Consider the following 20,287-nt stretch of genomic DNA (forward strand, 5'->3'; position numbering starts at 1 on the left):
ATGCCGCCCGGGGCCGGGTCAGGCAAGAAAGCTGCGCCCGCGCGAGGCAGGAGCAGCTGAGGGGGAAATGCGCAGCAGGCCCTTGGTGGCCTGCACGCGCTGTTCATTGTCGGCCATCACATGGATTGCTGCAGCATGTTCAGGTAATCCTGTTCCGAGGCTTCGCGCGGATTGGTCTTGTGGCTGTGGTCGGCCAGGGCACCCTTGATGATCTGCGGGAACAGGGATTCGCTCACGCCCAGCTCGCGCAGCCCGGCCGGCAAGCCAAGGCGGCGGCTCATGTCGCGGATGGCCGGGCCGATCCCGGCACCGCTGGCCAAGCCCATGGCGTGGGCCATGCGCGCCATCTTGTTGTCCTTGACCATGCTGGGCGCGCTTTCGTTGAAGGCGATGATGGCCGGCAGGAAGATCGCGTTCAGGGTCCCATGGTGCAGCTTGGGATTGATGCCGCCCAGCGAGTGCGACAGGCTGTGCACGCAACCCAGCCCCTTCTGGAAGGCCATGGCGCCCTGCATGGAGGCGCTCATCATGTTCAGCCGCGCTTCGCGGTCACCCGGTTCGCGCGTGGCGCGTTCGATGTGCGCCCAGGCGCGCCACAGGCCATCCAGCGCGATGCCGTCGGCGGGCGGGTTGAAGGCGGGGGCCATGAAGGTTTCCAGACAGTGCGCGATGGCATCCATGCCGGTGGCAGCGGTCATCAGCGGCGGCAGGCCCAGGGTCAGTTCGGGGTCGCAGAGGGCCAGCTTGGGCACCAGGTGCGGCGAGATGATGCCGACCTTGCGTCCATCGTCAAGGATCAGGATGGCGCCCCGGCCGACTTCGCTGCCGGTGCCGGCGGTGGTCGGGATGGCGATCACCGGTGCGGTCTTGGCGGTGATGTTGGCCAGGCCGCCTTCGATGAGCGCAAAGGATTTCAGCGGGCCTTCGTGGGTGCCGCAGACGGCCACGCCCTTGGCCAGGTCGATGGAGGAACCGCCGCCAACAGCCACGATGCCATCGCAGCCATGCTCGCGGAACAATCCCACGGCAGCGCGCACGGCACCCTCATTGGGGTTGGGCGGGGTCTGGTCATAGACCACGGTGCCGGCCCCGTCCTTCAACTGGCCCAGGACCTTGTCCAGCAAGCCGGCGTTGCGAATGCCCGGGTCGGTCACCACCAGCGGCTTCTTGATGCCCAGGCGGTCGCATTCCTGCTGCAGCAGCGCCAGCGCGCCGTAGTCAAACTGGACTTGGGTAATGTAGTTGATGAGTGCCATTACATAGCCTTGATTTATAGATGTCTCCACCGGGTCCGCCATCGGCGGGCTTGCTCCGAAACCTTCAAAGCCGGTGCTTCCCAATGGGGTCCCGCTTTGGAAAGCCAGACTCTAAGCCATCAAGGGGCGCTTGGCTAATGAGACCTGTTGATATGGGTATAACCAACACTCATACTAACGACTTCTTTGAAGAGGATTTTCCATGCACACCACCTTGCCCTCGCTGGCCTCCATCACTTCGCGCCTGCACCTGCGGCAGTTGCGGCTGCTCATCGCGCTGTCCGACCATGGTTCCCTGCTCAAGGCGGCCGAGCAGGTGGCGCTGACCCAGCCGGGGGCGAGCAAGGCCTTGCAGGAGATCGAGAGTACGCTTGGTGCGCAATTGTTCACCCGCACCAATCGCGGGCTGGAGGCCACCGAGCTGGGCCATTGCGTGATCCGCTATGCGCGGCTGATCCAGACCGACCTGACCCACCTGCGTGAAGAAATGTTATCCATCATGCAAGGCCATGGTGGACGGCTGGCGGTGGGCACCATCATGGGCGCGGTGCCGCTCTTGACCGATGCGCTCACGCAATTGCTGGAGGCGCATCCGACCCTGTCCGTGGAGATCGTGGAAGACACCAGCGCCCGCCTGCTGCGCCTGCTGGACCAGGGGCGGCTGGACCTGGCGATCTGCCGCACCAGCATCAGCCAGCGCCCGGACCTGTATGACGCGTTCAACATCCACGAGGAAGAGCTGGCCGTGGTGGCCAGCGTGCAGCATCCGCTGGCTGAAGCGAGCAGCCTGCAACTGGCGGACCTGGCCGATTCGCGCTGGGTGGTCTATTCGGCCAACATGCCGATGCGGCTGACGCTGGAGCGCGAATTCCACGATGCCGACCTGCGCTTCCCGCTGCACCTGATGGAAACCACCTCGGCCTTCACCACCTTGTCGCTGCTGCAGAAGAATCCGCACTTCGTGGCGCTGCTGTCGGTGGATGTGGCGCAGTTCTGCACGCGCTTCGGCATGACGCGCATCCTGCCGCTGAAGCTGCATACGCGCAGCGAGCCCTATCAGCTGGTGACGCGGCGCGGTACGCTCCTGTCGCCGGTGGCGCGGCTGTTCGTGGATGGATTTGCACGCGGGGTGGCCTCGGCCGCCTGAGCAGGGGCCAAACAAAAAGCGCTCCCGGAGGAGCGCTTTCGCTTTATTGACGCGGCGAACGCAGCAATTACTTGTTCGGCTGCGGCGTAATGCGCAGGTACGGACGCGGCGACTTGTAGCCCTTCGGATATTTCTGCTTGATGACTTCCTCATCCTTGACCGACAACGGGATGATGACGTCGTCGCCATCCTTCCAGTTGCCCGGGGTGGCCACGGTGTAACCGTCGGTCAGTTGCAGCGCATCGATGACGCGCAGCACCTCGTCGAAGTTGCGGCCGGTGCTCATCGGGTAGGTGATGATGAGGCGAACCTTCTTCTTCGGGTCAATCACGAAGAGCGAACGCACGGTCGCCGTTTCGGACTGGTTCGGATGGATCATGTCGTACAGGCCCGCGACCTTCTTGTCGACGTCGGCCACGATCGGGAAGCCGACCACGGTCTGCTGGGTTTCCTCGATGTCCTTGATCCACTGGTTGTGGGCCTCGGCACCATCCACGGACAGCGCGATGGCCTTGACGTTGCGCTTGTCGAATTCGGGCTTGAGCTTGGCAGTCAGGCCCAGCTCGGTGGTGCAGACCGGCGTGAAGTCGGCCGGGTGCGAGAACAGCACGACCCAGGAGTCACCCGCCCAGTCGTGGAATTTGATCTTGCCGATCGAGGATTCTTGCTCGAAATCCGGTGCGGTATCGCCCAGGCGCAGCGTCATGGTGGTCTCCTTGGTGGACAGAATGAAAACAGAAGGCTGACTATAACGCGAGGCCAGCCTCAGGCCAACGACTATAAAGTGCTTTTCAAATTACATTGCGACATGTGGAACTACAGATTTTGCAGCGTAGAGATGAACCTGTCGGCATCCTGATAACCGATCACGCGGCGCTGTGCCAGTTCCCGGCCATCGGCATCGAAAAACATGATGCCGGGCGGACCGAACAGATTGAAGCGCTTCAGCATGGCGCGGTCGTCGGCATTGTTGGCGGTGACGTCGATCTGCAGCAGCAGCATCTGGCCGAAGCGTTCCTTCACACGCGGATCAGTGAAAGTGAAACGTTCCATTTCCTTGCAGGAAACGCACCAGTCGGCATAGAAATCCAGCATGACCGGGCGACGCTGGCCGGCGGCGTTTTCCTTCAGGGCTGCATCCAGCTCGGCGCTGGAGCGGACGCGCACGAAGTCGGTGGCCTGCGCGGCGGCTGACTGGCCGCGCAGATGCGAGAGCGGCGCCAGCGGATCTCGGCCACCGGTGGCCACGCTAACCAGTTGCAGCAAGCCCAGCGTGACCACCACCAGGCCGAGTGCCCGGGATATCCATCCAGCCGGGCGCGTCCACAGCAGGAAAGCGCCATAGCCGACCCCCAGCGCCGCCCAGCCAGCCACCTGCAACCATGAAGGGATCACCGGCGAGACCATCCACAAGGCCGTGCCCAGCATCAATACGCCAAAGAAGCGCTTGACCGCATCCATCCAGGCGCCGGCGCGCGGCAGCAGGGCACCGGCCGAGGCGCCGACCAGCAGCAGCGGCACGCTCATGCCCAGTGCCATGGAAAACAGGGCGCTACCGCCCAGTACCACGTTGCCGGTCTGGCTGATGTACAGCAAGGCCCCGGCCAGGGGCGCTGCCACGCAGGGACCAACGATCAGCGCCGAAATCGCGCCCATCAGGAAGACACCGACCCATTTGCCACTGCCTCCACCGGAGGCTGTGGATAATCTGGATTGCATCGAGGCGGGGACTTGCAGAGTGTAGAGGTCGAACATCGACAATGCGAGGCCGGCCATCAGCAAGGCAAACGCGCCCAGCACCCAAGGGTTCTGCAGATAAGCAGACAAGCCCTCTCCCAGCATCCCGGCGGCTACGCCCAATGCCGTGTAGACCAGGGCCATGCCCAGCGAATAATCCACCGAGAGCAGGAAGCTGCGCCCGCGTCCGCCGCCGGCGCTCGGCTGCTGTCCGACGATGATGGAGGACAGGATGGGCAGCATCGGCAGCACGCAGGGCGTAAAGGACAGCCCGATGCCCAGCAGGAAGAACAGCGAGAGGATGCTCCACAGCTTGCCGCCCTTGAGCACGGCGGCAATACCATCGATATCGCTGCCGCCCGTGCTGGGCGCATCCGCATTGACGCCCGCCGGAGTGACGTTCTTGCCAATATCCTGGGCCGACATCGCCAGCTTCAAGGTCATCGGTGGATAACACAATCCCTTGTCGGCACAGCCTTGCGATACTGCCGAAATGACAAAATCCTTCACTGCCCCGCTGACCGGAATCCGGGCAGTCACCGACTGATGGTAGGTTTCAACTTCCTTCTGGAAGTTTTCGTCATACTTGCGTTTACCCGCCGGGAATTGCGGCTCGCCCAGCGTCGCGCCTTCGGCGCTGAAGTGGAAGCGGTCGCGATACATGTAGTAGCCATCTGCAATCCGATAGCTCAGCTCCAGCGTCTGGGCGTCAACCATGCGGCCGGTGAGCTGGAACGCTTGTTCGGGCGGCAGGTAATCCTCAGCCGCCTTGGCAGCCTTGGCCACCAGCAGGCCGAGCAGGGCCAGCAGCGCCAATACGATCAGCAGGGGATATCTTGTCAGGCGCGTGCGTCGGTTGATGCGGTTCAACGGTGTTCCTCGTTCGATGGGAATGCTCTGAGCTTATACGCGCAGAGGACGTGCGGTCTCATCCTGCATCCACGCCAGATAAGCCGGCAGACCCGCCGTGATGGGCAAGGCGATGATCTCGGGCACGTCGTAGGGATGGGCGTGGACAATGGCCTGCTGCAGTTCCTGGTAGCGGCCCTGGGTGGTCTTGATCAGCAAGGGGATCTCGCTATCGCGCTGGACCTTGCCCTGCCAGCGATAGACCGACTGCACAGGCGACAGAATGTTGACGCAGGCGGCCAGACCTTGTTCCACGAGGGTATTGGACAAGCGTTCAGCCAAGGCCTGGTCGGGCAGGTTGGCCAGTACCAGCAAAGGCTGGTTCAACAGGGATGCGGACATGAAAGGACTCCTTGCAGAGTCCGTATTCAACCACATCCGGAGGCCAGGCGTGACGGCGCACATCAGCCGGATGAAAGAAAATGCAGCCGCGCAAAACAAAAAAGCCAGGCAGAGCCTGGCTTTTTCTTTGTGAAGCAACGTCCGGTGAATTATTCAGCGGTCGGTGCGTCAGCAGCGTCGGTGACTTCCGGACGATCGACCAGCTCAACGAAGGCCATCGGTGCGTTGTCGCCTTGGCGGAAGCCCATCTTCAGGATGCGCAGGTAGCCGCCGTTACGGGCAGCGTAGCGCGGGCCCAGTTCGGAGAACAGCTTGCCGACGATTTCGCGATCGCGCAGGCGGTTGAAGGCCAGGCGCTTGTTGGCCAGGGTGTCGGTCTTGCCCAGGGTCAGGATCGGCTCGACGACGCGGCGCAGTTCCTTGGCCTTCGGCAGGGTGGTCTTGATGGCTTCATGACGCAGCAGCGAGACAGTCATGTTGCGCAGCATGGCCAGACGGTGGGACGAAGTACGATTCAGTTTGCGGAGACCGTGACGGTGACGCATGGTAATTTCCTTTCAGGTTACAGTTTTGATCCAGTTCTTCTATCGGCAGGCCTGCTGGGCTGTCCTGACCGCGGACCGGTAAATATCGGATAAAAGTTCTTTGCTACGGATACGACGAATACTTCAGGTACTGCTTCCTATCAGCCTGGCGGTGCGGCTCGCACCGCAGCCCGCCAGGTGACGTGAATTACTTTTCCAGACCAGCCGGCGGCCAGTTTTCCAGCTTCATGCCCAGGGTCAGGCCACGCGAAGCCAGGACTTCCTTGATTTCGTTCAGCGACTTGCGACCCAGGTTCGGGGTCTTCAGCAGTTCGTTTTCGCTGCGCTGGATCAGGTCGCCGATGTAGTAGATGTTCTCGGCCTTCAGGCAGTTTGCCGAACGGACGGTCAGTTCCAGGTCGTCGACCGGACGCAGCAGGATAGGATCGACCTGCGGTGCGCGCGACGGTGCTTCTGCAGTCGCTTCGGTGCCTTCCAGGGCAGCGAACACGTTCAGTTGATCAACCAGCACGCGGGCCGATTGGCGGATCGCTTCTTCCGGGGTGATGACGCCGTTGGTCTCGATGTTCATGACCAGCTTGTCCAGGTCGGTACGCTGTTCCACGCGAGCGGATTCGACGGCGTAAGACACGCGGCGAACCGGCGAGAACGACGCATCCAGAATGATGCGGCCAATGGTCTTGTTGGTGTCTTCGGACAGGCGACGCACGTTACCCGGCACGTAGCCACGGCCCTTTTCGACCTTGATCTGCATGTCCAGCTTGCCGCCACCGGTCAGGTTGGCGATGACGTGATCCGGATTGATCAGTTCGACGTCGTGCGGCAGATCGATATCGGAAGCCAGGACGGCGCCTTCGCCTTCCTTCTTCAGGGTCAGGGTGACTTCGTCACGGTTGTGCAGCTTGAAGACCACGCCCTTCAGGTTCAGCAGAATGTCGACCACGTCTTCCTGCACACCGTCCAGCGAGGAGTACTCGTGCACGACGCCAGCGATGGTGACTTCGGTGGGAGCGTAACCGCTCATGGTCGACAGCAGGACGCGACGCAGCGCGTTGCCCAGGGTGTGACCGTAACCACGCTCGAACGGCTCCATCACGACCTTTGCGTGACCGGGGGCCAGGGTTTCCACTTCGATGATGCGGGGCTTCAACAAACTGTTTTGCATGAATTGTCCTTTTCAATACCCTCGGCTCGTTACACCGATAAGGCTGATGGCAGTTCGGAAAAATGCCCACCATGAGGTGGGCACAGGGGTACGGCGGTACTACGAATTAACGCGAGTACAGTTCGACGATCAGCGATTCGTTGACGTCGGCAGCGATTTCGCTACGGTCCGGCGAGGACTTGAAGGTGCCTTCCAGCTTCTTCGAATCCACGGAAACCCACTGCGGGAAACCGTTCGACTCGGCCAGCGACAGGGCTTCGGCGATACGCACTTGCTTCTTGGCCTTTTCACGGATGGCGATGACGTCGCCAGCCTTGACGGAGTACGAAGCGATGTTCACGACTTGACCGTTCACGGTCAGGGCCTTGTGGGACACCAGCTGACGCGCTTCAGCGCGGGTCGAGCCGAAGCCCATGCGGTAGACGACGTTGTCCAGGCGCGATTCCAGCAGCTTCAGCAGGGTTTCGCCGGTGTTGCCCTTGCGGCGGTCGGCTTCAGCGAAGTAGCGGCGGAACTGGCGCTCGAGGACGCCGTACATGCGCTTGACCTTCTGCTTTTCACGCAGCTGGTTGCCGTAGTCGGAGGTGCGGGCGCCCGAAGTGCGGCCGTGCTGACCCGGCTTGGAATCCAGCTTGCACTTGGAATCCAGCGAGCGGCGTGCGCTCTTCAGGAACAGGTCGGTGCCTTCGCGGCGGGAGAGTTTTGCTTTCGGTCCGATATAACGTGCCACGGTATTTCCTTTATCAATGACGTCCCATGTTGCCGGACGCTAGTCTGACCTGCATGCGGCCAGACAGTGGTCTTAAGAACAAAACCCGCCAAGGTGATTGGCGGGTGATTTGCCTGCGCTTTTGCCTGACGAACAGGCGAAAGCGCAAGATTATACTACAACTTAGATGCGACGGCGCTTCGGCGGACGGCAGCCGTTGTGCGGGACCGGAGTCACGTCCTGGATCTGGGTGATCTTGATGCCCAGGTTGTTCAGAGCGCGCACTGCGGATTCACGGCCCGGGCCGGGGCCCTTGATACGCACTTCCAGGTTCTTGATGCCGCATTCGATGGCAACCTTGCCGGCGCTTTCAGCGGCGACCTGGGCTGCGAACGGAGTCGACTTGCGCGAACCCTTGAAGCCAGCACCACCCGAAGTTGCCCACGACAGAGCGTTGCCCTGACGGTCGGTGATCGTGATGATGGTGTTGTTGAACGAAGCGTGAACGTGCGCGATGCCTTCAGCAACGTTCTTCTTGACTTTCTTACGAACACGCGATGCTGCTGCGTTGTTGGGGGACTTTGCCATAATTTCTTCCTTGAATCCGACCAGTGCTTGCGCCTGCCGGGATTATTTCTTCAGCGATTGAGCGGCCTTGCGCGGACCCTTGCGAGTACGGGCGTTGGTGCGGGTGCGTTGACCACGAACCGGCAGGCCACGACGGTGACGCAGACCGCGGTAGCAACCCAGGTCCATCAAACGCTTGATGTTCATGGACAACTCACGGCGCAGATCGCCTTCCACGACGAACTTGGCGATTTCGTCACGCAGCTTTTCCAGCTCGTTATCGTCCAGGTCCTTGACCTTCTTGTTGGTCGGAACGCCGGTAGCAGCGCAAATGTCTTGTGCGCGCGGACGGCCAATACCATAGATGGCGGTCAGGCCGATTACGGTGTGCTGATGGTTGGGGATGTTGACCCCTGCAATACGTGCCATTCGTTATTCCTCGATCAATAACGTTAAGTTAACCCTGGCGCTGCTTATGGCGAGGTTCGGTGCAGATCACACGAACGATACCATTGCGCTTGATGATTTTGCAGTTGCGGCAGATCCGCTTGACTGATGCGAGCACTTTCATTGTGGCCCTCTTTCTTTCAATGTTTCACTGTTACTTGGTTCGGAACACGATACGTGCCCGGCTCAAATCGTAAGGCGTCAGTTCCACCGTTACCTTATCGCCGGGCAGGATACGGATGTAATTCATGCGCATCTTGCCGGAAATATGGCCGAGTACAACGTGACCGTTTTCCAACTTAACCCTGAATGTCGCGTTGGGCAGATTTTCAAGAATCTCGCCCTGCATCTGAATAACGTCGTCTTTTGCCATTCCGTGTCTTCTTCCCTGGAGCATGAGCCCGCTTATCGCGGTGTCATGCCACCCTTGAAATTAGCTTTGCGGAGCAACGATTCATACTGCTGAGACATCACATAGTTCTGCACTTGGGCCATGAAATCCATCGTCACGACCACAATGATCAGCAGCGATGTGCCACCGAAGTAGAACGGTACCTTCCAGCGTGCGATCAGGAACTCTGGCAGCAGGCACACCAAGGTGATGTACACGGCGCCGGCCAGGGTCAGGCGCATCAGGATCTTGTCGATATAACGCGCTGTCTGGTCACCCGGACGGATACCCGGAACAAAAGCACCACTCTTCTTCAGGTTGTCTGCCGTTTCCTTGCTGTTGAACACCAGTGCGGTGTAGAAGAAGCAGAAGAAGACGATAGCCACCGCATACAGCAAGGCATGGATCGGTTCGCCTGGTGCCATCGATGCCGCCAGATCCTTCAGGAAACGAATGAAGGGATTCGACGTATCACCGGAGGTGAACCAGCTGGTGATCGTGGCCGGGAACAGAATGATCGACGATGCAAAGATCGGCGGAATCACGCCAGCCATGTTCAGCTTCAGCGGCAAGTGGCTGCTCTGGCCACCGTAGATCTTGTTGCCGACCTGACGCTTCGCATAGTTCACCAGGATCTTGCGCTGGCCACGTTCGATGAAGACCACCAGGAACGTCACCAGAGCCACGATCACGCAGATCAGGATTGCCGACAGGGCGTTCATCGAACCGGTACGGACCAGCTCGAACAAGCCACCCAGAGCATTCGGCAGACCTGCCGCAATACCGGCGAAGATGATGATCGAGATGCCATTGCCCAGACCACGTTCAGTGATCTGTTCACCCAGCCACATCAGGAACATCGTACCGGTAATCAAGGTCACCACCGTGGTCAGACGGAAGGCCAGACCCGGATCCAGCACCAGGCCGGCTTGCGATTCCAGCGCCACCGCGATGCCCAGCGCCTGGAAGGTCGCCAGCACCAGGGTGCCGTAACGGGTGTACTGCGTGATCTTGCGACGACCGGCTTCACCCTCTTTCTTCAATGCTTCCAGCTGCGGCGAGACCACCGACAGCAGCTGCATGATGATCGATGCCGAGATATACGGCATGATCCCCAGTGCGAAGATCGTGAAGCGCGACAGGGCACCACCGGAGAACATGTTGAACATGCCCAGAATGCCGCCCTGATTCTGCTTGAACAGCTGCGCCAACTGCGTCGGATCAATACCCGGAACCGGGATATGTGCACCGATGCGATAAACGATCAACGCCCCCAGCAGGAACCACAAACGACCCCAGGGGAATCCTTTTGCGGCACCTTTTGCTAATTGAGGAGTAGTTGCCAATTAATGCTCCGGGACCGGATCACTCAGCGATGGAACCACCGGCAGCTTCGATAGCGGCCTTGGCACCAGCGGTTGCGATCAGACCCTTGACGGTTACCTTCTTGGTCAGTTCGCCAGCCTTGATGATACGCACGACACGAGCCAGTTCCGACACGAGGCCGGCTTGCTTCAGTGCCAGCACGTCGATCTCGGCGACGGGCAGCTTTTCCAGGTCGGACAGGCGTACTTCAGCCTTGTAAGGCGTTGCCAGCGACTTGAAACCGCGCTTGGGCAGACGACGTTGCAGGGGCATCTGGCCGCCTTCAAAGCCGACCTTGTGGAAACCGCCCGAACGCGACTTCTGACCCTTGTGGCCACGACCAGCGGTCTTGCCCAGGCCAGAGCCGATACCACGACCGACGCGACGCTTAGCGTGCTTGGCGCCGTCTGCGGGTTGGATAGTGTTTAATTGCATGATTCGCTCCGTTCGCAAGCCGCGGCTTACGACACAACTTTCACAAGATAGGACACTTTGTTGATCATGCCGCGCACCGACGGGGTGTCTTCCAGTTCGGACACCGAGTTGACACGACGCAGACCCAGACCGCGCACGGTAGCGCGGTGGTCCTGACGAGTACCGATCAGACCCTTGACCAGTTTGACTTTGATTGTGTTAGCCATCTCGATCACCTTAGCCCAGGATTTCTTCGACCGACTTGCCGCGCTTGGCAGCAATTTCAGCCGGAGTGTTCATCTTCGACAGACCGTCCAGGGTGGCACGGACCATGTTGTAGGGGTTGGTCGAACCAGTCGACTTGGCCACCACGTTGGTCACGCCCATCACCTCGAAGATCGCGCGCATCGGACCACCGGCGATGACGCCAGTACCGTCCTTGGCCGGCGAGATCATCACCGACGAAGCGCCGTGCTTGCCGATGACGGTGTGTTGCACGGTACCGTTCTTCAGGGTCACCTTGATCAGCTTGCGACGAGCTTCTTCCATCGCCTTCTGCACGGCAACGGGCACTTCCTTCGACTTGCCCTTGCCCATGCCGATACGGCCATCGCCGTCACCGACCACTGCCAGCGCTGCGAAACCCATGATGCGGCCGCCCTTCACCACCTTGGTGACGCGGTTGACCGCGATCATTTTTTCGCGCATGCCGTCATCTGGCTTGTCGCTTTGCGTTTTCGATTGCATTTTTGCCATGATCGATAATCCTTAGAACTTCAGGCCGGCTTCACGCGCAGCCTCAGCCAGCGCCTTGACGCGACCGTGATAACGGAAACCGGAGCGGTCGAATGCGACTTCAGTCACACCGGCCTTCAGAGCCTTCTCCGCCACGCGCTTGCCGATCAGGGCAGCAGCGGCAGCATTGCCGCCCTTGCCGGTCTGACCTGCCAGCTGGGCGCGGACTTCTGCTTCCAGGGTGGAAGCGGAAGCCAGCACGTTGGCGTCGGGGCCGATGACGCTGGCGTAGATGTGCGTGTTGGTACGGTGCACAGCCAGACGATTCACCTTCAGTTCTGCGATCTTGGCGCGAGTCTGAGTCGCACGGCGCAGGCGAGATTGTTTCTTGTCCATCGTCAACCCCTATTACTTCTTCTTGGTTTCTTTGAGCGTCACCACTTCGTCAGCGTAGCGCACACCCTTGCCCTTGTAGGGCTCGGGTTCGCGGTACGCGCGAATTTCAGCGGCGACCTGGCCAACCACCTGGCGATCGATACCCTTGATCAGGATTTCGGTCTGGGTCGGGGTCTCAACCTTGATGCCGGCGGGCATCTGGTGAACGATGGGGTGCGAGAAGCCCAGCGACAGGTTCAGCTTGTCGCCTTGTGCTTGTGCACGGAAACCCACGCCAACCAGGTTCAGCTTCTTTTCGAAGCCCTTGGTGACGCCGTTGACCATGTTGTTGACCAGAGCACGCAGGGTGCCCGACATCGCGTTGGCTTCGCGGCTGTCATCAGCCACTTCGAAGCTCAGCGAGCCATTGTTGTTGACCACCTTGACCTTCTTGGTCAGCGGTTGGGTCAAGGAGCCCAGCGGGCCCTTGACGGTGATTTGCTCTGCAGTGATGGTCGCTTCCGCGCCATTCGGCAGTGCAACAGGCATTTTACCTACACGAGACATCTTGCACTCCTTAGGCCACGTAGCAAATCACTTCGCCACCGACACCGGTTGCGCGTGCTTTGCGATCAGTCATCACGCCGCGCGGCGTGGACACGATTGCCACACCCAGGCCATTCATGACGTTGGGGATATCGTCCTTGCCCTTGTAGATGCGCAGACCCGGACGGGACACGCGCTCCAGGCGCTCGATGACCGGACGGCCAGCGTAATACTTCAAACCGATTTTCAATTCAGCCTTGCCATCAGCGGCAACCACGGCGAAATCTTCGATATAGCCCTCGTCCTTGAGGACGTTGGCAATGGCGACCTTCACTTTGGAAGACGGCATGACGACGGTAGTCTTGTTCACGCCTTGCGCATTGCGGATACGGGTCAGCATATCGGCGATAGGATCGCTCATACTCATTGCTTCTTCTCCTATTACCAGCTAGCTTTGGTCAAACCCGGGATTTCGCCGCGCATGGCGATTTCACGGACCTTGATACGGCCCAATCCGAACTTGCGGAAAGTACCACGGGGACGGCCAGTCAGCGCGCAACGGTTGCGCTGGCGGGTCGGAGCAGAGTTACGCGGCAGAGCCTGCAGCTTCAGGCGGGCTTCGTAACGCTCTTCTTCCGACTTCGATTGGTCGTCGATAATAGCCTTCAACTCGGCGCGCTTGGCAGCATACTTCTTCACCATTTCTGCGCGCTTCTGTTCACGGTTAATCAGTGCCAGTTTTGCCATGGCATCCTCAGTTTCTGAACGGGAATTTAAATGCGGCGAGAAGCGCCTTCGCTTCGTCGTCGGTCTTTGCAGTCGTGGTGATGCTGATGTTCATGCCACGCAGTGCATCGATCTTGTCGTACTCAATTTCGGGGAAGATGATCTGCTCTTTCACACCGATGTTGTAGTTGCCACGACCATCGAACGCACGACCGGACACGCCACGGAAGTCACGCACGCGCGGCAGGGCCACGGTGATCAGACGATCCAGGAATTCGTACATGCGGGCGCCACGCAGGGTCACCATGCAACCGATCGGGTAGCCTTCGCGGATCTTGAAACCTGCGATAGCCTTGCGAGCCTTGGTCACCACCGGCTTCTGGCCAGCGATCTTGGTCAGATCGCCAACGGCGTGCTCGATGATCTTCTTGTCCGCAACTGCTTCGGACAGACCCATGTTCAGGGTGATCTTCAGGATGCGCGGAACTTCCATCACCGACTTGTACGAATACTTCGTAGTCAGATCGGCGACGACCTTATCTTTATAAAACTGTTGAAGACGTGCCATGATGTTTAAACCTTAACGACTTCGCCGTTGGACTTGTAAGCGCGGACCTTCTTGCCGTCCACTTCCTTGTAAGCCACACGATCTGCCTTGCCGGCCGCAGCGTTGAACAACGCGACGTTCGACACATGAATTGGCATCAGCTTATCGACGATGCCGCCAGTTGCACCCGTCATCGGGTTCGGACGGGTCGCCTTCTTTGCGACGTTCACGCCTTCCACGATGACATAATCGGCGTCCACACGAGCAGTCACGACACCGCGCTTGCCCTTGTCTTTGCCGGTCAACACGATGACTTCATCGTTTTTACGAATCTTTGCCATGACTACTCCTTACAGAACTTCAGGCGCCAGGGAGACGATCTTCATGAAGCGCTCTGTACGCAGCTCACGAGTCACCGGCCCAAAGATACGGGTGCCGATGGGCTCCAGCTTGGCGTTCAGCAGGACGGCAGCATTACCATCGAACTTGACCAGCGAACCATCCTGACGACGCACGCCCTTGGCGGTGCGAACGACGACAGCGTTATAAATTTCACCCTTCTTGACGCGACCACGCGGTGCTGCGCTCTTGACAGTAACCTTGATCACATCGCCAATGCCCGCATAGCGGCGCTTGGAACCACCCAAGACCTTGATGCACAGAACTTCGCGCGCACCAGTGTTGTCGGCCACTTCGAGCCGGCTTTCAGTTTGAATCATGATATTTTCTTTCCCAACTTAATCCGCTTCGCAGGATGCGCTGGCGGTCAGTCTTGGTCCTGTTAGCAAGCGAACTCGCTAGTTAGGGGACGAATAGAGCTACTCTTGAGCCTTTCTTTGCAAACTTTACTTTGCAAAGAAAGAGCTCGATATTATGGCACCATAATATCGAGCACGCAAGTACTACCTTTGCTACTTAAACGATTTGTGCTTCCTGTACCACACGGGTCACAGTCCACGCCTTCGTCTTGGAGATCGGACGGCTTTCGGTGATTTCCACCACATCGCCGGCCTTCGCCGTGTTTTGCTCATCATGCGCGTGGTACTTCTTGGTGCGCTTGATGATCTTGCCGTACAGCGGGTGCTTCATTTGACGCTCGATTTCGACAGTGACGGTCTTATCCATCTTGTCCGACACAACTTTGCCAATCAGCGTGCGCTTGAGCGCTTGTTTCACTTGATCGTTCATTGTTGGCCATCCTTCGAGTTGATCACAGTTTTCACACGTGCGATGTCGCGACGTACCTTCTTCAGCTGTGCGGTATTGTTCAGTTGCTGGGTCGCAATTTGCATGCGCAGGCTGAACTGAGCTTTCAACAGCTCGCCCAGTTCCTTTTCCAGTCCTGCCTTGTCCTTACCGCGGAGTTCAGATGCTTTCATGTTCCGCTCCTAATTATTGACCGACTTGGCGAACAACGAAAGTCGTCGACAGCGGCAATTTGGCAGCAGCCAAACGGAACGCCTCGCGCGCCAGGGCTTCGTCCACACCGTCCATCTCGTACAGTACCTTACCCGGCTGGATTTCAGCCACGTAGTACTCCGGATTACCCTTGCCGTTACCCATACGCACTTCTGCGGGCTTCTGGGAAATTGGCTTGTCCGGGAAAACGCGGATCCAGATACGACCACCGCGCTTGATGTGACGGGTCATCGCACGACGAGCAGCTTCGATCTGACGGGCAGTGATACGGCCGCGGCCGGTTGCCTTCAGACCAAAATCGCCGAACGAGACGGCGGTTCCGCGGGTGTGCGAAATGCCGGTGTTACGACCTTTTTGTTCTTTACGATATTTTCTACGTGCTGGTTGCAGCATGATTATTCTCCTGCTTTCTCAGCCGATACACCGGCATCGGCAGCTTGAGGACGACCACCGCCACGCTTTGCACCGGCGCCAGGAGCACCAGTCTTGGAGCGGGGACGTGCACCCGGCTTGCCGTCGTCACGACGGGGACCACGACGCTTCTTGTCGTCTTCCAGTTCGCCGACCAGCACCGGCGATTCGCCGTTTGCCAGGCGATCGCCCTTGTAGACCCACACCTTCACACCGATGATGCCGTAGGTGGTTTCAGCTTCGCCGAAGCCATAGTCGATATCGGCACGCAGGGTGTGCAGAGGCACACGGCCTTCGCGGTACCATTCGGTACGTGCGATTTCGATGCCGTTCAGACGGCCCGACGACATGATCTTGATGCCTTGAGCGCCCAGACGCATGGCGTTCTGCATCGCACGCTTCATGGCGCGACGGAACATGATGCGCTTTTCCAGCTGCTGGCAGATCGAGTCAGCGATCAGCTGAGCATCGGCTTCCGGCTTGCGGATTTCTTCGATGTTGACGTGCACGGGCACGCCCATCAGCTTGGCCAGTGCCGACTTCAGCACTTCGATGTCTTCACCCTTCTTGCCAATCACAACGCCCGGACGGGAGCTGTAAATGGTGATGCGGGCGTTCTTGGCCGGACGCTCGATGACCACGCGGCCAACCGAAGCGTTCTTCAGCTTCTTCTTCAGGTAAGCGCGGACCTTCAGGTCCTCGTTGAGCATGTCGGCAAAGTTGTTGTTGCCTGCATACCAACGCGAGCCCCAGTTACGCGTAACCGCCAGACGGAAACCGGTTGGATGAATCTTCTGTCCCATCGTGACTCCTTAGTTTCCGACGGTCACGTAAATGTGACACGACTGCTTGGAAATACGATCACCACGGCCCTTAGCACGCGCCGTGAAGCGCTTGAGGACCGCACCCTTTTCCACATAAATGGTCTTGACTTTCAGCTCGTCAATGTCGGCACCATCGTTGTGTTCGGCGTTCGCGATTGCGGACTCCAGAACCTTCTTGATGATGACCGCGCCCTTCTTGGGGCTGAAGGCCAAGATATTCAGTGCCTGATCAACTTTTTTACCGCGGATCAGGTCTGCAACCAGGCGGCCTTTCTGGGCCGACAGGTGCACACCGCGCAGAGTAGCTTTAGTTTCCATCATAGGACCTTATTTCTTAGCCTTCTTATCGGCAGCGTGACCCTTGAAAGTACGGGTCAGCGCGAATTCGCCGAGCTTGTGACCAACCATGTTTTCCGACACATAGACCGGCACGTGTGCCTTGCCATTGTGCACGGCAATCGTCAGGCCGATGAAGTCCGGCATGATGGTCGAACGACGCGACCAGGTCTTGATCGGCTTCTTGTCCTTGGTAGCCTGGGCAGCCTCAACCTTTTTCACCAGGTGGGCGTCGCAGAAAGGACCTTTTTTCAATGAACGTGTCATGTTTTATCCTTTATTTCTTGCCGCGACGCGAGACAATCATCGAAGTCGTACGCTTGTTGCTACGAGTCTTCTTGCCCTTGGTCTGCTGGCCCCACGGGGAAACCGGGTGACGACCAGCGGCGGTCTTGCCTTCACCACCACCGTGCGGGTGATCCACCGGGTTCATGACAACGCCACGAACGGTCGGACGCACACCGCGCCAACGGGTTGCACCGGCCTTACCGATCTTGCGCAGGTTGTGCTCGCCGTTACCGACTTCACCGATGGTGGCGCGGCATTCGATGTGAACGCGACGCACTTCACCGGAGCGCAGACGAACCTGAGCGTAGGTGCCTTCGCGTGCCATCAGCACGACAGCGGCGCCAGCGGTACGGGCGATTTGCGCGCCCTTGCCCGGCAGCATTTCCACGCAGTGGATGGTGGTACCGACGGGGATGTTGCGGATCGGCAGAGTGTTGCCCGACTTGATCGGAGCTTCAGAACCGCTGATCAGCTGATCGCCAACCGACACGCCCTTGGGAGCGATGATGTACTTGCGCTCGCCGTCCGCGTAGCACAGCAGTGCGATGTGCGCGGTACGGTTCGGGTCGTATTCGATACGCTCAACCTTGGCAGGGATACCATCCTTGTTGCGACGGAAGTCGACAACACGGTAGTGCTGCTTGTGACCACCGCCGATGTGGCGGGTGGTGATGTGGCCGTTGTTGTTACGGCCGGCGGTCTTGGACTTCTTTTCGACCAGCGATGCCAGCGGACGGCCCTTGTACAGGTCGGGATTGACGACCTTGACCATGCCGCGCCGACCGGGCGAGGTCGGCTTCACTTTTACGAGTGCCATTATTTAGCCTCCTCGGTGAAGTTGATTTCTTGACCCGGCTTCAGGCTGACGAAAGCACGGCGGGTGTGGTTGCGGCGGCCCATACCGTTGCGCGAGCGCTTCTGCTTGCCCTGACGGTTGGCGACTTGCACCGATTCCACTTCCACCTTGAACAGCAGTTCGACGGCGGCCTTGACTTCCAGCTTGGTGGCGTCCTTGGCGACCAGGAAGACGACTTGCTCGTTCTTCTCGGCGACAAAGGTTGCCTTTTCGGAGATCACCGGTGCCAGCAGCACCTTCATCAGGCGCTCTTCGCTATGTTTCACGATTGCGTTCATGCCAGCAACTCCTCAATCTTTGCCAGAGCCGGCTTGGTGATCAAGACATTCTTGAAGTACACCAGCGACACGGGATCAGCTTGACGCGGCTCGACCACCAGCACGCCCGGCAGGTTGCGCGAGGCCAGCAGCAGCTTTTCGTCCAGGCTGTCGGTAATAACCAGCACCGATTCCATGCCCATGCCCTTCAACTTCTGGGCCAGCAGCTTGGTCTTCGGGGCTTCGACGGCGAACTCTTCGACGACCGACAGGCGGCCTTCACGTGCCAACTGGGAGAGGATCGAGCAGACACCTGCGCGATACATCTTCTTGTTGACCTTGTGGGTGAAGTTTTCGTCAGGCGAGTTCGGGAAGATACGGCCACCACCGCGCCACAGAGGCGACGAGGACATACCGGCACGTGCACGGCCAGTACCCTTTTGACGCCAAGGCTTCTTGGTGGTGTGGCTGACTTCTTCACGATCCTTTTGCTTGCGGTTGCCGCTACGAGCGTTGGCTTGGTAGGCAACCACGACCTGGTGGATCAGGGCTTCGTTGTAGTCACGACCGAAAATGGTATCCGGTGCGGCGACGTTCGAAGCAGCTTGACCTTGGTCATTCAGGAGCTTCAGTTCCATTATTAAGCCCCCTTCTTCGCTTTGACTTTGACTGCCGGCGAAACGATCACTTGACCGTTCTTGGCGCCAGGAACGGCACCCTTCACCAGCAGCAACTGACGCTCTGCGTCCACACGGGCGATTTCCAGGTTCTGGACGGTGGTCTTGACATCACCCAGATGACCGGTCATGCGCTTGCCGGGGAACACGCGGCCCGGATCCTGCGCCATACCGATGGAGCCAGGAACGTTGTGCGAGCGGGAGTTACCGTGGGTCGCGCGACCCGACGAGAAGTTGTAACGCTTGATGGTACCGGCGTAGCCCTTACCGATCGACACGCCTTGCACGTCGACTTTCTGGCCAGCTTCAAACATGCCGATGCCAACGACGTCGCCAGCCTTCAGTTCGGCAGCCTTGGAAGCGTCAACACGGAATTCTTTGAGGACAGTACCTGCCTCGACGCCAGCTTTGGCGAAGTGGCCGGCGGCGGCTTTCACCACGCGCGAAGCGCGGCGTTGACCGAAGGTCACCTGAACAGCGGAATAACCATCCACTTCAGGCGTTTTGATTTGAGTCACGCGGTTGTTGGACACGTCCAGCACGGTCACAGGGATCGAATCCCCATCTTCCGTGAAGATGCGCATCATACCAACCTTGCGACCAACAAGGCCCAGGCTCATTGTTTTCTCCATTCCCGCCTGCGATTGGGCGGGGCTGATGTTCGTACTACCATAAATTATGGGCCCTGCAAACGCAAAACCCACATCGAAGCCGAGCATTATAGCCCGTAAAACAAAAGCGCACAACCGAGGTTGTGCGCTTTTCCAACACTATGCCAGCTGATTACTGCAGCTTGATTTCAACATCAACGCCAGCGGGCAGGTCCAGCTTCATCAATGCGTCAACCGTCTTGTCGGTCGGATCGACGATATCCATCAGGCGCTGATGGGTACGGATTTCGAACTGATCGCGGGAGGTCTTGTTGACGTGCGGCGAACGCAGAACGTCGAAGCGCTGGATGCGGGTCGGCAGGGGAACCGGGCCCTTGACGACAGCGCCGGTACGCTTGGCGGTGTCAACGATTTCCAGTGCGGACTGGTCGATCAGACGATAGTCGAAAGCTTTCAGACGGATACGGATTTTTTGGCTAGGAACCGACATGATTTTCCTTTAAAGAACGAACCGGGGATGGGAATCATCCCCGGCGATGTTAAAAATGCGACTAGTGTTACTGGGTACTGCTACTGCTGATCCGACGATCAGTCGAAGATCTTGGCAACCACGCCGGCGCCGACGGTACGGCCGCCTTCACGGATAGCGAAGCGCAGACCTTCTTCCATGGCGATCGGGTTGATC

General features: G+C 59.0%; 35 protein-coding genes and 1 pseudogene. 2 read left to right on the forward strand and 34 right to left on the reverse strand.

Annotated features, from left to right (window positions below; all coding sequences use genetic code 11):
* Window positions 1-116: 116 nt before the first annotated feature.
* On the reverse strand, window positions 117-1,256 hold the full coding sequence (locus J2X56_RS26440; protein WP_121037729.1) for an iron-containing alcohol dehydrogenase: 1,140 nt from the start codon (window positions 1,254-1,256) through the stop codon (window positions 117-119).
* 202 nt (window positions 1,257-1,458) lie between these two features.
* Between J2X56_RS26440 and J2X56_RS26445 the strand changes: the two genes are divergently transcribed.
* Window positions 1,459-2,403 (forward strand): LysR family transcriptional regulator, encoded by a 945-nt coding sequence (locus J2X56_RS26445; RefSeq protein ID WP_121037726.1) that lies wholly within the window; start codon window positions 1,459-1,461, stop codon window positions 2,401-2,403.
* Between the two features lie 67 nt (window positions 2,404-2,470).
* Here the strand turns inward: J2X56_RS26445 and J2X56_RS26450 are convergent, their stop codons facing one another.
* From J2X56_RS26450 to cutA, 3 genes are all read right to left on the reverse strand, one after another.
* Window positions 2,471-3,109 (reverse strand): peroxiredoxin, encoded by a 639-nt coding sequence (locus J2X56_RS26450; protein WP_006464905.1) that lies wholly within the window; start codon window positions 3,107-3,109, stop codon window positions 2,471-2,473.
* 110 nt (window positions 3,110-3,219) lie between these two features.
* A complete protein-coding gene (dsbD, locus tag J2X56_RS26455) occupies window positions 3,220-5,010 on the reverse strand; it encodes a protein-disulfide reductase DsbD (RefSeq protein ID WP_121037723.1) in 1,791 nt (596 codons plus the stop codon).
* A 33-nt stretch (window positions 5,011-5,043) separates the two neighbouring features.
* Window positions 5,044-5,391, reverse strand: coding sequence for a divalent-cation tolerance protein CutA (cutA, locus tag J2X56_RS26460; RefSeq protein WP_121037721.1), 348 nt, complete (start codon window positions 5,389-5,391; stop codon window positions 5,044-5,046).
* Between cutA and J2X56_RS26465 the strand changes: the two genes are divergently transcribed.
* Window positions 5,390-5,524 (forward strand): hypothetical protein, encoded by a 135-nt coding sequence (locus J2X56_RS26465; RefSeq protein WP_256497793.1) that lies wholly within the window; start codon window positions 5,390-5,392, stop codon window positions 5,522-5,524. The genes cutA and J2X56_RS26465 overlap by 2 nt on opposite strands.
* A gap of 16 nt (window positions 5,525-5,540) precedes the next feature.
* On the opposite strand, the gene rplQ is transcribed toward J2X56_RS26465, so the two are convergent.
* The 30 genes and pseudogenes from rplQ to J2X56_RS26615 all read right to left on the reverse strand — a co-directional run.
* The gene (gene rplQ / locus J2X56_RS26470; protein WP_008334167.1) at window positions 5,541-5,936 is read right to left on the reverse strand and encodes a 50S ribosomal protein L17; all 396 of its coding nucleotides are present in this window, start codon (window positions 5,934-5,936) and stop codon (window positions 5,541-5,543) included.
* A 187-nt stretch (window positions 5,937-6,123) separates the two neighbouring features.
* The gene (locus tag J2X56_RS26475; protein WP_006464909.1) at window positions 6,124-7,101 is read right to left on the reverse strand and encodes a DNA-directed RNA polymerase subunit alpha; all 978 of its coding nucleotides are present in this window, start codon (window positions 7,099-7,101) and stop codon (window positions 6,124-6,126) included.
* 106 nt (window positions 7,102-7,207) lie between these two features.
* A complete protein-coding gene (rpsD, locus tag J2X56_RS26480) occupies window positions 7,208-7,831 on the reverse strand; it encodes a 30S ribosomal protein S4 (protein WP_008334157.1) in 624 nt (207 codons plus the stop codon).
* A gap of 162 nt (window positions 7,832-7,993) precedes the next feature.
* A complete protein-coding gene (rpsK, locus tag J2X56_RS26485) occupies window positions 7,994-8,398 on the reverse strand; it encodes a 30S ribosomal protein S11 (RefSeq protein WP_006464911.1) in 405 nt (134 codons plus the stop codon).
* A gap of 42 nt (window positions 8,399-8,440) precedes the next feature.
* On the reverse strand, window positions 8,441-8,806 hold the full coding sequence (gene rpsM / locus J2X56_RS26490) for a 30S ribosomal protein S13 (RefSeq protein WP_006464912.1): 366 nt from the start codon (window positions 8,804-8,806) through the stop codon (window positions 8,441-8,443).
* Window positions 8,807-8,834: 28 nt separating this feature from the next.
* Window positions 8,835-8,948, reverse strand: a complete 114-nt coding sequence (gene rpmJ / locus J2X56_RS26495) for a 50S ribosomal protein L36 (protein ID WP_013232189.1) — start codon at window positions 8,946-8,948, stop codon at window positions 8,835-8,837.
* Window positions 8,949-8,978: 30 nt separating this feature from the next.
* Window positions 8,979-9,197: a translation initiation factor IF-1 gene (infA, locus tag J2X56_RS26500; protein ID WP_005663428.1), complete on the reverse strand. Its 219-nt coding sequence runs from the start codon at window positions 9,195-9,197 to the stop codon at window positions 8,979-8,981.
* Window positions 9,198-9,229: 32 nt separating this feature from the next.
* On the reverse strand, window positions 9,230-10,561 hold the full coding sequence (gene secY, locus J2X56_RS26505; RefSeq protein ID WP_013232188.1) for a preprotein translocase subunit SecY: 1,332 nt from the start codon (window positions 10,559-10,561) through the stop codon (window positions 9,230-9,232).
* A 19-nt stretch (window positions 10,562-10,580) separates the two neighbouring features.
* On the reverse strand, window positions 10,581-11,015 hold the full coding sequence (rplO, locus tag J2X56_RS26510; protein WP_008334147.1) for a 50S ribosomal protein L15: 435 nt from the start codon (window positions 11,013-11,015) through the stop codon (window positions 10,581-10,583).
* Between the two features lie 26 nt (window positions 11,016-11,041).
* Complete coding sequence (gene rpmD, locus J2X56_RS26515) at window positions 11,042-11,221, reverse strand: 50S ribosomal protein L30 (RefSeq protein ID WP_006464916.1); 180 nt, start codon at window positions 11,219-11,221, stop codon at window positions 11,042-11,044.
* 10 nt (window positions 11,222-11,231) lie between these two features.
* A complete protein-coding gene (gene rpsE / locus J2X56_RS26520; protein ID WP_006464917.1) occupies window positions 11,232-11,750 on the reverse strand; it encodes a 30S ribosomal protein S5 in 519 nt (172 codons plus the stop codon).
* A 12-nt stretch (window positions 11,751-11,762) separates the two neighbouring features.
* The gene (rplR, locus tag J2X56_RS26525; protein WP_008334143.1) at window positions 11,763-12,125 is read right to left on the reverse strand and encodes a 50S ribosomal protein L18; all 363 of its coding nucleotides are present in this window, start codon (window positions 12,123-12,125) and stop codon (window positions 11,763-11,765) included.
* Window positions 12,126-12,137: 12 nt separating this feature from the next.
* On the reverse strand, window positions 12,138-12,671 hold the full coding sequence (gene rplF, locus J2X56_RS26530) for a 50S ribosomal protein L6 (RefSeq protein WP_008334141.1): 534 nt from the start codon (window positions 12,669-12,671) through the stop codon (window positions 12,138-12,140).
* A 10-nt stretch (window positions 12,672-12,681) separates the two neighbouring features.
* A complete protein-coding gene (gene rpsH, locus J2X56_RS26535; RefSeq protein ID WP_006464920.1) occupies window positions 12,682-13,077 on the reverse strand; it encodes a 30S ribosomal protein S8 in 396 nt (131 codons plus the stop codon).
* A gap of 14 nt (window positions 13,078-13,091) precedes the next feature.
* Entirely contained in the window at window positions 13,092-13,397 is a 306-nt protein-coding gene (gene rpsN, locus J2X56_RS26540) for a 30S ribosomal protein S14 (RefSeq protein ID WP_008334139.1), read from the reverse strand.
* Window positions 13,398-13,404: 7 nt separating this feature from the next.
* Window positions 13,405-13,944, reverse strand: coding sequence for a 50S ribosomal protein L5 (gene rplE / locus J2X56_RS26545; RefSeq protein ID WP_006464922.1), 540 nt, complete (start codon window positions 13,942-13,944; stop codon window positions 13,405-13,407).
* A 5-nt stretch (window positions 13,945-13,949) separates the two neighbouring features.
* A complete protein-coding gene (gene rplX / locus J2X56_RS26550) occupies window positions 13,950-14,264 on the reverse strand; it encodes a 50S ribosomal protein L24 (RefSeq protein ID WP_121037719.1) in 315 nt (104 codons plus the stop codon).
* A gap of 9 nt (window positions 14,265-14,273) precedes the next feature.
* Window positions 14,274-14,642, reverse strand: a complete 369-nt coding sequence (rplN, locus tag J2X56_RS26555; RefSeq protein ID WP_006464924.1) for a 50S ribosomal protein L14 — start codon at window positions 14,640-14,642, stop codon at window positions 14,274-14,276.
* Between the two features lie 196 nt (window positions 14,643-14,838).
* Window positions 14,839-15,111 carry a 30S ribosomal protein S17 gene (gene rpsQ, locus J2X56_RS26560; RefSeq protein ID WP_034333526.1) on the reverse strand — a complete coding sequence of 91 codons (273 nt, stop codon included), beginning with the start codon at window positions 15,109-15,111 and terminating at the stop codon, window positions 14,839-14,841.
* Window positions 15,108-15,302 carry a 50S ribosomal protein L29 gene (gene rpmC / locus J2X56_RS26565; protein ID WP_006464926.1) on the reverse strand — a complete coding sequence of 65 codons (195 nt, stop codon included), beginning with the start codon at window positions 15,300-15,302 and terminating at the stop codon, window positions 15,108-15,110. The genes rpsQ and rpmC overlap by 4 nt, the downstream gene beginning before the upstream one ends.
* A 13-nt stretch (window positions 15,303-15,315) precedes the next feature.
* On the reverse strand, window positions 15,316-15,735 hold the full coding sequence (rplP, locus tag J2X56_RS26570; RefSeq protein ID WP_008334136.1) for a 50S ribosomal protein L16: 420 nt from the start codon (window positions 15,733-15,735) through the stop codon (window positions 15,316-15,318).
* Between the two features lie 2 nt (window positions 15,736-15,737).
* Window positions 15,738-16,556, reverse strand: a complete 819-nt coding sequence (rpsC, locus tag J2X56_RS26575; RefSeq protein WP_008334135.1) for a 30S ribosomal protein S3 — start codon at window positions 16,554-16,556, stop codon at window positions 15,738-15,740.
* Window positions 16,557-16,565: 9 nt separating this feature from the next.
* Window positions 16,566-16,898, reverse strand: a complete 333-nt coding sequence (gene rplV / locus J2X56_RS26580) for a 50S ribosomal protein L22 (RefSeq protein ID WP_008334132.1) — start codon at window positions 16,896-16,898, stop codon at window positions 16,566-16,568.
* Between the two features lie 6 nt (window positions 16,899-16,904).
* A complete protein-coding gene (rpsS, locus tag J2X56_RS26585; RefSeq protein ID WP_006464930.1) occupies window positions 16,905-17,180 on the reverse strand; it encodes a 30S ribosomal protein S19 in 276 nt (91 codons plus the stop codon).
* Between the two features lie 10 nt (window positions 17,181-17,190).
* Window positions 17,191-18,018 carry a 50S ribosomal protein L2 gene (gene rplB, locus J2X56_RS26590; protein ID WP_006464931.1) on the reverse strand — a complete coding sequence of 276 codons (828 nt, stop codon included), beginning with the start codon at window positions 18,016-18,018 and terminating at the stop codon, window positions 17,191-17,193.
* Complete coding sequence (rplW, locus tag J2X56_RS26595) at window positions 18,018-18,335, reverse strand: 50S ribosomal protein L23 (RefSeq protein ID WP_006464932.1); 318 nt, start codon at window positions 18,333-18,335, stop codon at window positions 18,018-18,020. Before rplW ends, rplB begins: the two co-directional genes overlap by 1 nt.
* Window positions 18,332-18,952, reverse strand: coding sequence for a 50S ribosomal protein L4 (rplD, locus tag J2X56_RS26600; protein WP_006464933.1), 621 nt, complete (start codon window positions 18,950-18,952; stop codon window positions 18,332-18,334). The genes rplW and rplD overlap by 4 nt, the downstream gene beginning before the upstream one ends.
* 2 nt (window positions 18,953-18,954) lie before the next feature.
* Window positions 18,955-19,623, reverse strand: coding sequence for a 50S ribosomal protein L3 (gene rplC / locus J2X56_RS26605; protein ID WP_013232185.1), 669 nt, complete (start codon window positions 19,621-19,623; stop codon window positions 18,955-18,957).
* Window positions 19,624-19,774: 151 nt separating this feature from the next.
* On the reverse strand, window positions 19,775-20,092 hold the full coding sequence (gene rpsJ, locus J2X56_RS26610; RefSeq protein ID WP_006464935.1) for a 30S ribosomal protein S10: 318 nt from the start codon (window positions 20,090-20,092) through the stop codon (window positions 19,775-19,777).
* A 98-nt stretch (window positions 20,093-20,190) separates the two neighbouring features.
* Window positions 20,191-20,287 (reverse strand): annotated as a pseudogene (locus tag J2X56_RS26615) (elongation factor Tu); the annotation flags it as partial.

The organism is Herbaspirillum sp. 1173, assembly GCF_031455335.1.
GTDB classification, from domain to species: Bacteria; Pseudomonadota; Gammaproteobacteria; order Burkholderiales; family Burkholderiaceae_D; genus Herbaspirillum; species Herbaspirillum huttiense.

What these genes read in the sequence shown, in the direction of transcription:
- rpsM (WP_006464912.1), bottom strand. Translation starts at nt 8,806, where the DNA reads ATGGCACGTATTGCAGGGGTCAACATCCCCAACCATCAGCACACCGTA.
- rpsH (WP_006464920.1), bottom strand. Translation starts at nt 13,077, where the DNA reads ATGAGTATGAGCGATCCTATCGCCGATATGCTGACCCGTATCCGCAAT.
- rplW (WP_006464932.1), bottom strand. Translation starts at nt 18,335, where the DNA reads ATGAACGCAATCGTGAAACATAGCGAAGAGCGCCTGATGAAGGTGCTG.
- rplC (WP_013232185.1), bottom strand. Translation starts at nt 19,623, where the DNA reads ATGGAGAAAACAATGAGCCTGGGCCTTGTTGGTCGCAAGGTTGGTATG.
- rpsS (WP_006464930.1), bottom strand. Translation starts at nt 17,180, where the DNA reads ATGACACGTTCATTGAAAAAAGGTCCTTTCTGCGACGCCCACCTGGTG.
- rplD (WP_006464933.1), bottom strand. Translation starts at nt 18,952, where the DNA reads ATGGAACTGAAGCTCCTGAATGACCAAGGTCAAGCTGCTTCGAACGTC.
- rpsN (WP_008334139.1), bottom strand. Translation starts at nt 13,397, where the DNA reads ATGGCAAAACTGGCACTGATTAACCGTGAACAGAAGCGCGCAGAAATG.
- rplF (WP_008334141.1), bottom strand. Translation starts at nt 12,671, where the DNA reads ATGTCTCGTGTAGGTAAAATGCCTGTTGCACTGCCGAATGGCGCGGAA.
- rpmD (WP_006464916.1), bottom strand. Translation starts at nt 11,221, where the DNA reads ATGGCTAACACAATCAAAGTCAAACTGGTCAAGGGTCTGATCGGTACT.
- rplN (WP_006464924.1), bottom strand. Translation starts at nt 14,642, where the DNA reads ATGATTCAAACTGAAAGCCGGCTCGAAGTGGCCGACAACACTGGTGCG.
- rplR (WP_008334143.1), bottom strand. Translation starts at nt 12,125, where the DNA reads ATGGACAAGAAACAATCTCGCCTGCGCCGTGCGACTCAGACTCGCGCC.
- rplP (WP_008334136.1), bottom strand. Translation starts at nt 15,735, where the DNA reads ATGCTGCAACCAGCACGTAGAAAATATCGTAAAGAACAAAAAGGTCGT.
- J2X56_RS26445 (WP_121037726.1), top strand. Translation starts at nt 1,459, where the DNA reads ATGCACACCACCTTGCCCTCGCTGGCCTCCATCACTTCGCGCCTGCAC.
- rplO (WP_008334147.1), bottom strand. Translation starts at nt 11,015, where the DNA reads ATGCAATTAAACACTATCCAACCCGCAGACGGCGCCAAGCACGCTAAG.
- rpsE (WP_006464917.1), bottom strand. Translation starts at nt 11,750, where the DNA reads ATGGCAAAAATGCAATCGAAAACGCAAAGCGACAAGCCAGATGACGGC.
- rpsJ (WP_006464935.1), bottom strand. Translation starts at nt 20,092, where the DNA reads ATGTCGGTTCCTAGCCAAAAAATCCGTATCCGTCTGAAAGCTTTCGAC.
- rplB (WP_006464931.1), bottom strand. Translation starts at nt 18,018, where the DNA reads ATGGCACTCGTAAAAGTGAAGCCGACCTCGCCCGGTCGGCGCGGCATG.
- rplV (WP_008334132.1), bottom strand. Translation starts at nt 16,898, where the DNA reads ATGATGGAAACTAAAGCTACTCTGCGCGGTGTGCACCTGTCGGCCCAG.
- rpmC (WP_006464926.1), bottom strand. Translation starts at nt 15,302, where the DNA reads ATGAAAGCATCTGAACTCCGCGGTAAGGACAAGGCAGGACTGGAAAAG.
- rpsK (WP_006464911.1), bottom strand. Translation starts at nt 8,398, where the DNA reads ATGGCAAAGTCCCCCAACAACGCAGCAGCATCGCGTGTTCGTAAGAAA.
- cutA (WP_121037721.1), bottom strand. Translation starts at nt 5,391, where the DNA reads ATGTCCGCATCCCTGTTGAACCAGCCTTTGCTGGTACTGGCCAACCTG.
- rplQ (WP_008334167.1), bottom strand. Translation starts at nt 5,936, where the DNA reads ATGCGTCACCGTCACGGTCTCCGCAAACTGAATCGTACTTCGTCCCAC.
- rpmJ (WP_013232189.1), bottom strand. Translation starts at nt 8,948, where the DNA reads ATGAAAGTGCTCGCATCAGTCAAGCGGATCTGCCGCAACTGCAAAATC.
- J2X56_RS26465 (WP_256497793.1), top strand. Translation starts at nt 5,390, where the DNA reads ATGAAAGGACTCCTTGCAGAGTCCGTATTCAACCACATCCGGAGGCCA.
- J2X56_RS26440 (WP_121037729.1), bottom strand. Translation starts at nt 1,256, where the DNA reads ATGGCACTCATCAACTACATTACCCAAGTCCAGTTTGACTACGGCGCG.
- rpsC (WP_008334135.1), bottom strand. Translation starts at nt 16,556, where the DNA reads ATGGGACAGAAGATTCATCCAACCGGTTTCCGTCTGGCGGTTACGCGT.
- rplE (WP_006464922.1), bottom strand. Translation starts at nt 13,944, where the DNA reads ATGGCACGTCTTCAACAGTTTTATAAAGATAAGGTCGTCGCCGATCTG.
- rplX (WP_121037719.1), bottom strand. Translation starts at nt 14,264, where the DNA reads ATGGCAAAGATTCGTAAAAACGATGAAGTCATCGTGTTGACCGGCAAA.
- J2X56_RS26475 (WP_006464909.1), bottom strand. Translation starts at nt 7,101, where the DNA reads ATGCAAAACAGTTTGTTGAAGCCCCGCATCATCGAAGTGGAAACCCTG.
- J2X56_RS26450 (WP_006464905.1), bottom strand. Translation starts at nt 3,109, where the DNA reads ATGACGCTGCGCCTGGGCGATACCGCACCGGATTTCGAGCAAGAATCC.
- infA (WP_005663428.1), bottom strand. Translation starts at nt 9,197, where the DNA reads ATGGCAAAAGACGACGTTATTCAGATGCAGGGCGAGATTCTTGAAAAT.
- rpsQ (WP_034333526.1), bottom strand. Translation starts at nt 15,111, where the DNA reads ATGAACGATCAAGTGAAACAAGCGCTCAAGCGCACGCTGATTGGCAAA.